Here is a 13343-nt window from a genome sequence, read left to right on the forward strand (position 1 = left end):
CAGTGTTCAGCTCAGCCAATCTCCTGCCGATGTGACGCGCGATGACCACAGCGGCAGCGTCGGCTATGGGAGCAGCCCACGGTGATCGCGAGCTGCTGCACCTCTGTGTCACCATCAGCATGTGCGCACTCCTAGCGCCGTGACCAACTGGTGCCCAGCGGCGTTAATCCTGTGACGCGTGCTAGATCCGTCCCCCACGGGTACGCGCCCATGGGGCCCTGACACTGTGCCCGGCTCAGGGCCCCTCCTCCCATCAATACCCCTGCGGTTGGTTCTGCCACTCGCCCGGTACTGCCCTCTGGCCCCTGAGACGCCGCCCAACGACGCGACTTCACCGCAGTGTTCGCCACGGCACGCAAGAGCGGGATCAGCTACTACCGGATCGCAGAGGCCTGCGGCATGAAGCCCGAGCGGGTCTCCAAGATCGCCCGCGGTGAGGCGGCCGTGTCAACGCTCACCACGATCGAGCGCATCGCGGACGGACTTCGCATTCCCGGTGCCCTTCTCGGGCTTGCTGCGCGACCCTGGGAGCACAGCTCTCCGACACCCCACCCGGAGTCCCACGATGGAAACGACCCGATGAACCGCCGCCAGGTGCTGCGCGGCGCACTCGCCGCCGGCCTCACCACACCGGCACTCACCGCCCTGACCGACACACGCCAGTCGCTCGACCTCGCCCTCGCCACCGACACCGCCCCGGCCGACCTGTCCGACCTGGAGGCAGCCGCCGAGACGTACGGCTACGGCTACCACGGCCAGCCACCCACCCGCGTCCTCGCCGACCTCGTGACCGACTTCGCCGACCTCCACCCCATGCTGGCCGCCCCCCAGCCGGTCGCCACACGCGTGCGGGTGTGCCGCACCGCCGGACAGATGGCAGGCATGGCAGCGATCGTGCTCCACGACCTCGGCGCGCGGAAGGAGGCCCGCGGCTGGTTCGTCACCGCCTGTCGGGCGGCCAAGGAGTCCGGCGACCGCCAGCTGCATGCCTGGGTACTGGCCCGCGAAGCAATGCTCGACCTCAACTACGGCGCCCCCCAAACGGCGGCCGGGCGGGCCGAGCAGGCCCGGCAGACCGCAGGCAACCGGCCCACCGCCGCGGCGACCCTGGCCGCAGCCGTCGCCGCACGCGCCTACGCCCTGTCCCACCAGCCCGAGGAAGCCCGCCAAGCAGTCGCGGACGCCGACGCGCTCATGGAGCGGCTCGATGCCGCCGCACGGGCCGACACCTGGCTCACCCACGGCGAGCAGAAACACCACGTCCACCTCTCCCACGCCTTCACCGCGCTCGGCGACACCCGGCGCGCCCGCGAAAGCCAGCAACGGGCCCTGGAACTGTCCGCTCCCACCAGCACCATGACCCGCACTTTGCTGACCATCGACGCGGCCGCATGCGACCACCACGACGGCGACCCCGAACAGGCATGCCGGCGCACGGTCACCGTGCTGAACGGGCTCCCCGCCCCCTACCGCACCGGGCTCGTTCACCGCCGGGCCACAGACCTGTACCGCTCAATCCCCTCCCGGCACCACCGCGAACTCGCCGTACGCGAACTCCACGACGCTCTGACCACATAGGAAGCCGGGCGCTACAGACTTTAGCTTCCTGAGCTGCCGCACTCCTCGACTGGCTTGACGTTCGGTTCGCCCTCGTATGCGATGGCCCTCCACCTGGGAGTCTCCTTGATGGAGTCGCTCCGCTCGTTCAGTCGGTGCAGGCTGCCGTCGGTTCGCCGTTCCCATATGGCGCCGCCGTGGTCGGTGAAGCTCACGCGCTTGGGGGTGAGGCGCGTTTCTTCGGGCTCTTCGCCCCATCTTTTGGGGTCGCCCCACACGCTCATCTTGTTCCGTTCGAAGATCGTGACCGAACAGGGCTGCAGTGCAAGCCGTAGGACTCTCCATCCCCTTGTGGTGGTCGTGCCGTCTCTCCAGTCCAGGTTGACCTCCGCCTGGAGGATGACGTTGGTCACGGGATCGGGCGATCTGTTCATCAGGTACAGCCGTTCGCCGGTCAGCTCACCTTCCTTCCAAAACGAGACGCGCGATGCCTGCTCACGCACTCTCCGGTCGGCATCCTCCTGCGACTGCTCCAACTGATCCTTCGCGACCATCGCCCCGAAGTACGTCGCTACTCCGGTCAGCACGACACTTCCGATGCCGAAGACGATCGCGGCGATCGTCCCGGCTCTCACCCAGTCGACGCGGTTCCACCACCGCCTTGCCGGCGCCTGACGGGCTCGCACCCGGCCCGGCCTGCCCCGTTGTCTTGCCAGCCGCGCCCGGACCTGACGCCCCGTCCTGTTCTGCACGTCGCCCCCCCTTCCACTCGTTGCAGAAGGGGACGCAGCAGCCGCAGTGATGGCTCCGTGGAACTCGACAATTCCAGCCTGTCGGTTGGCGGCCAAGTGGTCGAGCGTGCTCGTGCGCCTGCTCGACGGCTGGTGTTCGCACTGCCTGCTGTGACGGGGTACCGCCCGCACGCTCGCGCAGTGGCTTCCCAGGCAGGGGTGACACACCCTTCTTCCCAGTGCGCTGCGCGCCACTCCTTCGTCTCGCCGTGCTCCAACAGCTGGCGGCTGTTCGGCGGTGGTGTCAGCAGACCCCTACCTGTTCCACCGCTGGACCGCCCAGTCGACGACATCGGTAACCGGCGCTCCGTGGCTTGACCGTCGGTGCCGCATCCGGCGCCGTTGCAGCTGCCAGACGGCAGGCAGACGTTCCTCACCACCCGTCGCCTAGGACTCCGCATTCGGCTACATAGGATCGGTGCGTGACTACGGGGAGAGACAAGTGCTGGATGCCAACGGACTATTGGCAGTTTCAGGGATCGATGCCTGACGACACACGAACGGAACTCGACGGGCCTTCGCGACAAGGACTCCATCCGCTGCGGGCCCGGCCGCACGCTGATCCTCCTGCATTCACCGTCCCACATCGCCCGCAGCACGGTCCTGCACCAGTACGGGCGTGTCCCCCTTCGAGTCTCGGCCGGAAAACCTGATGAACACGAACCAGCCCCATCCCCCACACATCCCGCACGGGCATGGGTACCCCGCCTCTTGGGCGGCACCATCCGAGACTGAGCGCCTGCTGCACGAAGCGGGGATGCGCGGCGACGTGGCCGGGCAGCTGCGGGTGCTGGCCGGCGCCGAGCTCTACATCGGCGCGCCGAAGGCCGAGGTCGACGCCGCTCCCGACAGGGTCACCTGGCGCTCGCACTGGAACCCGGCCGGGTGGAGCTGCAAGCCGGTCCTCACTCGCGGAATGCTGCCGCCGTGGCATCCCGAATGGGTGTTCCACGGCGTCTCTCTCCAGTGGATATCCAAGTTCGACTGGGACCCAAATGAGCTGCTGGCGGTCAACGGCGGCACTCCGGCACAGGTCCTCCTCGCCGCCACGCCCCAGGACCGCAAGGCATGGCGCCGGTACTGCGTCCCGAGCGATCAGCCGGACGGGGCCCGCCTGATCGGGCTTCGGCATGGCGCGCTCCAAGGGCCGCTCGCCTACGGCCTCGCCTGCGGCGTGCACCTGGCGATCGTGAACGATGTGCCGTGGAACGAGGTCGGCACCGTCTACCACGAGTACTCCAACGAGCTCAGCTTTCTGCGCAAGATCTGGGGCATCACCGAACGCTCCGAGTGGCAAGCCCAGTTGGGCTACCTTCTGGACGCGCGCAACAGCCCGCCGGAGCCCGACTTCGCCCTGCGGGTACGTGAAGAGCTGCGGGCCGGTCTCGGTGAGATGCCGACGGCTGATCTGTGGCGCGAGACAGCCGCGGGACACGCCCAAGACCTGGGAGCGGGGCAGGCCAAGGTCAAGGACATCGAGGACCTGGTGCGACGCATCATCCGCTACGAGGCCCGGTTCCGCGCCGACGGGCTGCTCCCGCCGGACGGCAGGGTCACCACCACAGTCGCCTACGACTACGGGCGCGCCGTGAACCTGGCCCGCTGGGGCCTGTCAGCCCGGTTCTGCAACCCGCACGAGGCCGAACAAGCGATCGTGCACGCCGGAGCACTGAGCAAGTCGGCCTACCACTCATGGCAAGACTTCTCCGCCGCCTACGCACTCGGCAGAGTGCTGCGCTTCGACGACGAAAAGTACGGGAAATGGTACGAACAGAACCTCATTGCCCACCGTCTCCTGACAGAGAATGAGGGCAGCCCATGGCGGAACATACCCTGGCGCTGAACAGGCGCGGGCCAAGGACGAGTAAGCTCCGGCCCACGCTGAGGGCCACGCCCGACGGAGTGGCTCGAGTACGTGCCAGCACCTACGGTGCCGCTTCGACGCGCCCAGGACGGGAGTGGCCGCTCGCTCCACATCGGCGACTTCGCCCAGCAGAACGGATAGCTGAAGGCAGTCAGCACGGTCAGCAGAGCGCAGGGCGAGGGCCGCACCATCCATCTCTCGGACTACCGTGGTCACGTGGACTCCGAAGCCAGAACCTTCCCTCCCCACCCCATCCGGGGTGTCCGAGCGGTATATGCCCGTCAGAGCAGCTGCCCCTCCGATTTTGCGGAGGTCACCGTGGACTTCGAGCCATGGGAGGAGGGAATCGTGCTCGAGGTGGCAGCCCACTTCACTGCTCACGGATCCATGAGCCAAACAGAGCTGGCCACGTACCAAACGGCCCTCAGCACGGGCATCCGCGAAGAACTGGCTGAGCTGGGCGCCGGAACCACTGCGGCGGTAGCGGTTGTGCTGCGCAACATGCGTGTCCACGAAGTGGACTCCCACCCAAGAGCCTTCCGAGCGGCCGGACGTGTTGCAGTACGCAATGCTCTCGCCTTGGCCTACGGACCGCCGCCGAGGCCCAAACGTCGCCGCGACTGACGACGCAGGGTTCCGAACTGCCCGATCAGCCAGGAGCCGCCGGCCCGTGACGGGACCCGCCCTGGCCGACATCGCAGAACGGAAGCCCGCGCAACGTACCGATCGCCTTCACCTGGAACGGTCGCACATCGTGCGGCCAGTGCGACAAGCCGCGCCGCAGCGCCGAAGCACTGGGGCGGCGTCAGCGGTTGTGCCAGGTGTCGAACACCTGCTGGACGTCAGCTTCGACGACGTCTCGGAGATCTTCATCGTCGATTGGTGCTTCCAAACTCAGGGCAGCCGCCACGCTGCGGTAGTCCTTGCGGACCTCCAGGTCGCCCGCGGCAAGCAATGAACACAGCAGCGGCTCGTTGGGGGGGGTCGCCTGGTCAACCAGGATCAACACCTGCACACGGTCGGCGTTGCCCATTGGCGGCAAGGCTGAGCCGAGCTGGTGACCTAGGCGAGCCCAACTGGTCGTGGTCTGCTCGCGGGCGGCCTTCTTCAGCGCTCCACGCACGGCTGCTGCCGCCGACGCATGGACGTCGGGGGAGAGCCGAGGTTGCCCGAGTCGGTCACTCGCTTCTGGCACCGAGGAGCTCACAGGCGCGCAAGGCGCCGGCTTCGCAGTGTCGTCAGCGTCCTGTTGTCGCTGTTGGGCGGCGAGCTTACTGATCCACCTCTCCACATCACCCCGCTCCCGTACGGAGAGCCATTCGCCGGCGGTCTCGGTGACTCGGGCCAGATCCCTGATGAGCCGCTGCTCCTTTGCGGCGGGCAGACACTTGGCGTCAAGACGGCCGAGCAAGCTCCTGGCCTCCGCGAGCGCGATGCGTCGAGCACGCCGTTCCTCCCGCGGCGTGCTCGTCCCCGGAGCCGGCTTCGTCCGGGACTGGATGGGACGGGCTGGCTGGGGCCGACGAGGCGGCTTGAGTCCTCTGACTGCGGCCACGATGCCCGCCTCCGCCTTGCTCGGCGGATCATCGTGTGCGAGGACGGCGTTGACCTGGCCCATCAGGGATCGCGCCACCAACGCGTCGTTGTTTCGCTCGGCTTCCTCGAGGCGGTTGAAGAGCACCCGGCGAAGACGGTCCTGGGTGCTGAGCCACTCGCTGGCCTTCTCGACAGCCGCCTGCAGATGGTGGAGAGCCACGCCCTCGCACCGGGACATCTCGCCCTCGGCATCTGCGCACAGCCGGCGGGCGACGGCGGTCTCATGCTCGCGGACAGCGGTGTTGATTCGGCGGACCAGCGTACCGATCTGCACCGGCTCACGGGCTTCCGTGACGACCGGTGAGAGACGGGGCGTCCCCTCCTGAGAGGCAGGCGAAGGGGAGGAATCCGGCGCCGGAGCTGATGCTGGGACGCGCTTGGCGGTGCTCCAGATCCGCGCGACAACAGGCGTCCGCAGCATTCCACCAGTGATTTCGCAGTCTGAGGGGTGGAAGCCCCAGGTGGTCCCCTCGTGTGGGACCTCCGTGCCAAAACGCAGGACACGGTTGTGCCCGTCGCTCTCGAGCTTGACGCGGTTGACATAGCCCCGGCGTGCCAGCCGGACGGGGTCGATACGAACACCCGGCCCCAGAATGAGTTCTCCACCACCCTCGGCATCCCAGTCGGGCGGTACAGATGGATTCATGTGAATGCGCAGGGTGTGGCCGTCCAACTCGATCTCCACTACGGAGCCGACAGGCACGTCGTCTCGCACAATGAAGTGGTATCGCGGCGTGTGCCCCTGACGACGCAACCACGCATGGGTGGCCGCCTTGACGTACAGATGGTCGGCACTGCTGACCCCGCGGGCCCGACGCCCGCATTCGGGCAACAGCCCATCAGGATCCGGGAAGTGAGCGAAGTGGCTCACGCGGCTGCTACACCGCTTCGTCGTCAGTTGCCCACCGCATCCACCCAGCAGGACACCACACCAGAACGACTCACCGTGGTACTCCTCACGGAAGAAGTCGAGATCGACCGGATCGGTCGGACAGAGCAACGGCTCGTCAGACTCCGGCCCACCTTGCACCGCTGTTTGGATCTGCCGGTTGTCAAAGCCCATCGCCAGCCCCTTCGCCAGCAATCCTCGCAACTGCCTCCATGCCTACTGAGGTTTTCAGGGTGGGGTCGGTGGGTTGATGGCCAGTCTTGTGGCGGTGAGGCAGCCGTCGATGAGACGGGGTCGGAGTTGGATCCTGCGTAACTCGCTGCGGAGCTTGCGGTCGAGGTCGTCGGGTGTGGTGAAAGCGGTGTTGGCCATTGCTCTGCGCACGAGTGACCAGACGGCCTCGACGGGATTCAGGTCGGGTGCATACGGCGGAAGCCGGACGGTGGTGAGCCAGTCGTGTTCGGCCTCGTACCGCTTCAGCCCCGCGGCCAGATGAGTGTTGAGATTGTCCCAGACCACCACGATCGGTCCGTCGAGTTGGATGTGTGCCCGCACCAGGAGGTCGCGATAGTCCTGCCAGGAGAAGCTCTTGCGGGCGCCCTTGAGCAGGAGGTGCGTGCGGGGCCGGTGGATGAGACGGCTCTTCTCGCCGGCCTTGTAGCAACACAGCGCGGCAACCGAGGTCCGGCGGCGGGACCTGCCACGCACGCGGATGACGGGGGTATGCCCGCGCCGGCCCCAGGTGCGGGCACGGGGCGGCGTCATCGAGAAGCCGGCCTCGTCCTCGAAGACGATCCAGGCCCCAGAGGCCGCCGCGAGCCTTTTACCCGGGGCCACACCTCCTTCTTCCACAGCTCCACCGCGTGCTCGTCACGCTCCAGTGCTCTGCGGGCGGGCGCCTGCCAGGACCAGCCGTGCCGTTTCAGTAGCCGCCACACCGTCGCCACCGACAGGCTCACTCGCAGCCGACGGCGGATCACCGCCTGGACCCGGACCAGGGTCCAGCGTTCGTCTTCGAAGCCGTGCGTCGCCGGGCCTTTGCCGAGTTCCTCCTCCAGCACAGTGAACTGGGCATCGGTGATGGCCGGTGAGTTCGCCGGACCCGCAGAACGCAGGCCCTCCATGCCGCCCTCGCGCCAGGCACGGCGCCAGCGTTCCACCGACCGCACGCTCACTCGCAAGTCCTTCGCGATCACCGCGGTCTTCTCACCCGCCGCGAACCGTTGCCCGGCCTGAAGCCGGATCTCCTCACGAAACGCCCGACGCTCAGCGGTCAGGCCCCCACCCTCCGAATACCTCATCCCACCGGCATACCGCAGGGATCATGAACCGTCACCACCCGACGACAACACGAAAATCTCAGTAACGGCCTTCCCCTAACGGTCGGGACCCTGAGATCTAGGAGGCTGCAGCCTTCAGCCATTCAGCGTAGCGATCCACACTGACAGTGAGGTCTCTATCCCTGTCACTGAGCATTTTCAGAGTGGCCACCGATCGGGTGACGAGCTCTGGAGCCGGAGTCCAGTTCTGCCCAGGCCACTCGCCGGTGAGCGCCTCGCAAGGCACCACCCCTGCGGGTGAGAGCTGAAAAGGCTCACTGAGGCAGCCGAGATGAAGGGAGACGCCCAGCGCACCCGAGAGCATGTACGAAGGACGCCACGCGGTCACGGTGGGAACTGCGCTGCACGAGTCTGCTCACCGGCGTACATCGCGAACTCCCGGTCCGTGCCAGCGAGCAGGGCCGCCGCGAGGAGGAGCGTACCAAGCACCGGGTGGAGCGCCGCGACGGCGACCCATGTGCGGGAACAGCTGAGGACCTTCGACCGCTCAGCGATGCCTGTTGCCGCCGTACGCCTGGGGGTGGTCGCCAGGATTGCCGCGCGGTCAGGACTGCATTGCGTACGGCGGCGAGCGCAGACCCGGTTGGCCTGAGTGAACCTGCTCCGGGGCCGGCTTATTTGCGGCCCGGGTGGCGGTCGCGTGATGAAGCTGGTGGCGCTGGATCCTGGCGGGCTGCTGGGCCCGTTGAGGGGCCACCGAGATGGACATGGGAGGACGTGGCAGCATCGGGTAGATGGTGGAACGGATTACTGCCGCGTGTGACGGGGCGTCGAAGGGAAATCCCGGGCCGGCGGCCTGGGCGTGGGTCATTGCCGACGCGGACGGTGAGGTGGCGTCCTGGGAGGCGGGCCCACTGGGCCGGGCGACGAACAACCAGGCCGAGTTGACCGCTCTGCAGCGGCTGTTGGAAGCTACGGATCCGGCGGTGCCGCTTGAGGTGCGTATGGATTCGCAGTACGCGATGAAGGCGGTCACGACCTGGCTTCCGGGCTGGCGACGCAAGGGATGGAAGACGGCCGCAGGCTCGCCGGTGGCCAACCGGGACCTGGTAGTGGCCATCGATCAGCTGCTGACCGGCCGGGACGTGGAATTCGTCCACACTCCGGCGCACCAGGTTGACGGGGATCGGCTGAACGCGGCGGCCGACGGCGCGGCCAGTCACGTCGCCCGTACACAGCGGCCAGCCGGGTCCGCGGCCGGTTCGGCGCTGCCGCCGGCCGAGACCCCGGCCGTCGCGACACGTTCGAGCCGATCGGCCGTCCGAGGCGCCCTTCCTCCGGTGGTTCAGTGAAAGCGAAGTTCCCGGGCCGGTGCTCCTGCGGACGCCCCTACGCCAAGGGCGAGACGATCACGAAGAACGCCAGCGGCTGGGGCCACCCGGACTGCGTGGTGGCGGCCCCTGCGTAGATCACCGCCCCGGCGTCCGCGGCCTGCCGCCGCCCCCATAGGGCATGGAGAATCTGGCCTACTCGCTTTCCGGGCCCGGCGCCCCATCGTTTCCGCCGAACAAGAGGCAGTGAAAACACGTCGCGTGCGACACGGACTGAGGTCTGGTTGAGTGCTGCTCTGCTGCTTGGCTTTGTTCGCGTGTAGTGGTTCTGGCTCAACTTGTGTTTGCGCCGTGAGGCGCTGTTGGTTCGAGTGGAGGTGGAAGACCTGCACCAACCCGCTGTCGCAGCAGCCGGGTTGAAGCTGAGGGCAGCCTGATCCGGGTGATGCCGGGGAGGGCGAGAGCGGCCCTGACAAAGCCGGGACGTTTCCAGTACTGCCAGATGGGGCGGGTCCGGCGAGCGTGATGGAGAAGAGTACGCGAGGAACCGGCGTTTTACGTCTCTTAGTGAGCGGTTCGTGAGTCTTTAAGTGGATCTGCTGTCGCCTAATGGTGTGGTGGCAGGGCGGAATCTGCCGGTCCGCGGTTGTTGATCTGGTGATGTGATCGGGTGAGTGAACGCAAGCGGTATCCGAGTGACTTATCGGACGAGCAGTGGTCGTTGATCGAGCCGGTGATCACCGCGTGGAAGGACCGGCACCGCTCGGTCAGCGGCCACCAGGGCGCCTACGACATGCGGGAGATCGTGAACGCGATCCTCTACCAGGGGCGGACCGGCTGCCAGTGGGCCTACCTCCCGCACGACCTGCCGCCCAAGAGCGCGACCTACTACTACTTCGCCGCCTGGCGGGACGACGGAACCGACCAGGTCATCCATGAACTCCTGCGCTGCCAGGTCCGTGAACGAGCCCGCCGATTAGAGGACCCGTCCCTGGTGGTCCTGGACACCCAGAGTGTCCATGCGGCCGCCGGGGTCCCCGCCGCCACGACCGGCCATGATCCGGCCAAGCGGGTGCCCGGACGCAAACGCGGACTGGCCGTGGACGTCCTCGGCCTGGTCATCGCGGTCGTCGTCCTCGCCGCGAACACCCACGACAACGCCGCGGGCATCGTCCTGCTGGACCAGGTCGCCGAGCACGCCGGCAAAACCGTCCGCAAAGCCCTGGTCGACCAGGGCTTCAAGAACCAGGTCGTCATGCACGGCGCCGGCCTGGGAATCGACGTCGAGATCGTCCGACGCAACCCACAGGACAAGGGGTTCGTGCCGCAGCCGAAGCGGTGGAGGTCGAGCAGACCTACGGGATCCTGATACTGCACCGGCGCCTGGTCCGCGACTACGAGCACCGCCCCTCCTCCTCCGCCTCCCGCGTCTACTGGGCGATGACCCACGTCATGACCCGACGCCTCACCGGCGCGAACACCCCCACCTGGCGCACGGCGCAGGCGGCGGCAGCGTGAACGTCCGGCCCCTGCTCGACGCCCTGGACCTCCAGGAAGACGCCGCCCAGGCCCTGGCCGACGACCTCCGCGCACAGATGGACGACCTGCAGACCCGGTTGCGGGAGGCCGAGACGCACCTGGAGCACCTCGCGATCACCCGCAAGACCGTCATCGGCCTCGCCGACCGGCTCCCGGCCGGCCCGCCGGATCTGCCCGAGCACCCGGACTACCCCCGCATCCTCGACGCCTTCAACCACGCAGCCGGGCCGCTACGGGCCAAGGACGTCTGCGAAGCCCTTGGCCACGAACTGCTGCCGAAGAACGTCGAAGGCACCCGCGCCAAGCTGAAACGACTGGTCAAACTCGGGATCCTCACCGAGGCCGACACCGGCAACTTCGCCAGGAAGCAATAGCCGACAGAACCTCCACCAGCGGCCTTGCTCCCACCTCAGCCAGAAACGGACATCGTCTTACGAACCGCCCACTTAAAGTGCCTCCGGCTCGAACCTGGTGGATCGGGGCCGGTAGCGGTGCGTATGCGGGTCATCCTTTCGGGTGGTCTGACAACTCCTGGGTCGGTCTACGAAAGCTGGCCGGGAGGCCACGGGGAAAGTCTGCGGCGTACTCGTGGCGATGCCGCAGGGACACAGTCGGGCTCCTCCTTCATCGAGCGAACCACAGTGAACACGGGAACCGTCCGAACCTCGCCCTGTCGTCTGCTGCCAGCAGGCTGTTGGGCTGGCGCATCGACCGCGATCGGTTGGGGACGGGGCGGAGCCGCCGTAGTACTCCGAGGCCGGGAAGCCGGCCGCATGGGGAAGGGCGGCAGCGGTATCGAGAAGGGAAGGATGCTGCAATGCCGGAAGACGCCCCGCTGAACAGCGGAGCTCCGGGCCTCGGGCCCGGGTACTGGAGATGCAGGCCAAGCTTCACCGTTGGACGGTGGCCGATCCCGGCCGCCGGTTCGATGACCTGTTCAACTTCGTGCACGACCCGGCGACGCTGTTGGTGGCGTTCGACCGGGTCGCGGGCAACCAGGGAGCCCGGACCCCGGCGTCGACGGCCTGACCGCTATTGATGTCGAGGAGTCATCGGTGTTCCCGTTCCTGTACGACCTGCGGGCCGCCTCAAGGACGCTCGTTCCGTCCTTTGCCGGTGCGGGAACGCAGCATTCCCAAGCCGGGAGGCTCGGAAGGTCCGCAAGCTCGGGATTCCGACGATTGCGGACCGGGTCGTTCAGGCAGCGCTGAAGCTGGTGCTGGAACCGATCTTCGAGGCCGACTTCAAGCCGGTCTCCTACGGGTTCCGGCCCCGACGGCGGGCCCAGGACGCGATCGCCGAGATCCACTATTTCGGCACCCGGGGTATCGCTGGGTGCTGGATGCGGACATCGAGGCATGCTTCGACTCGATCGACCACACGGCTCTCATGGACCGAGTGCGTCACCGGGTGAAGGACAAGCGCGTGCTGACGCTGGTCAAAGCCTTTCTCAAAGCCGGAGTTCTCACGGAACTCGGCGAGAACAAGGAGACACTGACCGGCACCCCGCAAGGCGGCATCCTGTCCCCACTGCTGGCGAACATCGCCCTGTCGGCGCTCGACGAGCACCTGCACGGACCATGGGAACCAGGTGGGGCAATGGCCACCGAAGGCAAACGCGCCTACCGGCGCCGCAAAGGTCACCCCACGTGGCGGGTCGTCCGCTACGCGGATGACTTCGTCGTCCTGGTGCACGGCACCGAGGCCGACACCGCGGCACTGCGCGAAGAAGTCGCTGACGTGCTCGAACCTCTGGGATTGCGCCTGTCACAGGCAAAGACTCGGATCACGCACATGAGCGACGGGTTCGACTTCCTGGGCTTCCGCATCCAGTGGAAACGCAAAGGAGGCACGACCAAGTGGCACGTCTACACCTTCATCGCCGACCGGCCCATCCGGTCGCTGAAGGCGAAGGTCCGTGCTCTGACAGGCAGGACATCGCAGCAGGATCTCGCCACCGTGCTGAAGAGACTCACTCAGATCATGCGCGGTTGGGCCAACTACTTCAAGCACGCTGTCGCCAAGCATGTCTTCGACAGGCTCGACGCCTTCGTGTGGTGGCGTCTCATCCGCATGCTGCGGGAACGTCACCGATGGAGTTGGGGCGACATCCGCCGCCGGTTCACCACCCCCACCGGGCGGTGGCTTCCGATCGCGGCGGACGGGGACGAGCTGTTCCGGATCGCATCGGTCACGGTCAGCCGTTACCGATACCGAGCCAGCACGATCCCCAACCCTTGGCAGCCTGCGAACCCCGTCTGACGGCAGAGACCGTGGAGAGCCCGTTGCGTTGAGAGACGCACGGCGGGTTCGGCGAGAGGTCCGGAGAAACGGACCGGGAGCAATCCCGGCACCGCGCTCCGGGCCTACTCAGCGGATCACCACGCTGAGTGACGTTTGTCGGGTGGGCGGGTCCGCGGGAGGCTGCCTGAAAATGATCCGTCCCCAGAGCGATGTGACTGACAGTTCGGCCCGTGGAAGAAGTCGTGCTCCGGC

General features: G+C 67.2%; 9 protein-coding genes and 2 pseudogenes. 8 read left to right on the top strand and 3 right to left on the bottom strand.

What is annotated here, in order from left to right; all coding sequences use genetic code 11:
• The first annotated feature begins 339 nt into the window (after nt 1-339).
• The gene (locus AS594_RS46750; RefSeq protein WP_240509201.1) at nt 340-1578 is read left to right on the top strand and encodes a helix-turn-helix domain-containing protein; all 1239 of its coding nucleotides are present in this window, start codon (nt 340-342) and stop codon (nt 1576-1578) included.
• A gap of 20 nt (nt 1579-1598) precedes the next feature.
• Here AS594_RS46750 and AS594_RS35980 read toward each other — a convergent pair whose 3' ends face one another.
• On the bottom strand, nt 1599-2309 hold the full coding sequence (locus AS594_RS35980) for an anti-sigma factor (protein ID WP_167368108.1): 711 nt from the start codon (nt 2307-2309) through the stop codon (nt 1599-1601).
• 691 nt (nt 2310-3000) lie between these two features.
• Here AS594_RS35980 and AS594_RS35985 point away from each other — a divergent pair.
• Nucleotides 3001-4191, top strand: coding sequence for a DUF1266 domain-containing protein (locus tag AS594_RS35985; RefSeq protein ID WP_069935839.1), 1191 nt, complete (start codon nt 3001-3003; stop codon nt 4189-4191).
• A 237-nt stretch (nt 4192-4428) separates the two neighbouring features.
• Nucleotides 4429-4836, top strand: a complete 408-nt coding sequence (locus AS594_RS41815) for a hypothetical protein (RefSeq protein WP_276207457.1) — start codon at nt 4429-4431, stop codon at nt 4834-4836.
• Nucleotides 4837-5017: 181 nt separating this feature from the next.
• Here AS594_RS41815 and AS594_RS44105 read toward each other — a convergent pair whose 3' ends face one another.
• Both AS594_RS44105 and AS594_RS48110 read right to left on the bottom strand, forming a co-directional pair.
• Entirely contained in the window at nt 5018-6871 is a 1854-nt protein-coding gene (locus AS594_RS44105) for a hypothetical protein (protein ID WP_141747222.1), read from the bottom strand.
• Between the two features lie 54 nt (nt 6872-6925).
• Nucleotides 6926-7998 (bottom strand): IS630 family transposase gene (locus AS594_RS48110; protein ID WP_420877877.1). Its coding sequence is split into 2 segments (ribosomal slippage): nt 6926-7488 and nt 7488-7998, totalling 1074 coding nucleotides; the frame shifts between segments, so codons are not numbered across the junction.
• 773 nt (nt 7999-8771) lie between these two features.
• Here AS594_RS48110 and AS594_RS36000 point away from each other — a divergent pair.
• The 5 genes and pseudogenes from AS594_RS36000 (at nt 8772) to AS594_RS36015 (ending at nt 13109) form a co-directional block, all read left to right on the top strand.
• A pseudogene (locus tag AS594_RS36000) lies at nt 8772-9445 on the top strand (ribonuclease H family protein).
• 533 nt (nt 9446-9978) lie between these two features.
• Nucleotides 9979-10826 (top strand): annotated as a pseudogene (locus tag AS594_RS36005) (IS5 family transposase).
• Complete coding sequence (locus AS594_RS36010) at nt 10823-11221, top strand: hypothetical protein (RefSeq protein ID WP_069935842.1); 399 nt, start codon at nt 10823-10825, stop codon at nt 11219-11221. The pseudogene AS594_RS36005 and the gene AS594_RS36010 overlap by 4 nt, the downstream one beginning before the upstream one ends.
• A gap of 502 nt (nt 11222-11723) precedes the next feature.
• The gene (locus AS594_RS46755) at nt 11724-11876 is read left to right on the top strand and encodes a hypothetical protein (RefSeq protein WP_240509204.1); all 153 of its coding nucleotides are present in this window, start codon (nt 11724-11726) and stop codon (nt 11874-11876) included.
• A 9-nt stretch (nt 11877-11885) separates the two neighbouring features.
• A complete protein-coding gene (locus tag AS594_RS36015) occupies nt 11886-13109 on the top strand; it encodes a reverse transcriptase domain-containing protein (protein WP_240509205.1) in 1224 nt (407 codons plus the stop codon).
• Nucleotides 13110-13343 lie beyond the last annotated feature (234 nt).

It is taken from the genome of Streptomyces agglomeratus (assembly GCF_001746415.1).
Classification (GTDB): domain Bacteria; phylum Actinomycetota; class Actinomycetes; order Streptomycetales; family Streptomycetaceae; genus Streptomyces; species Streptomyces agglomeratus.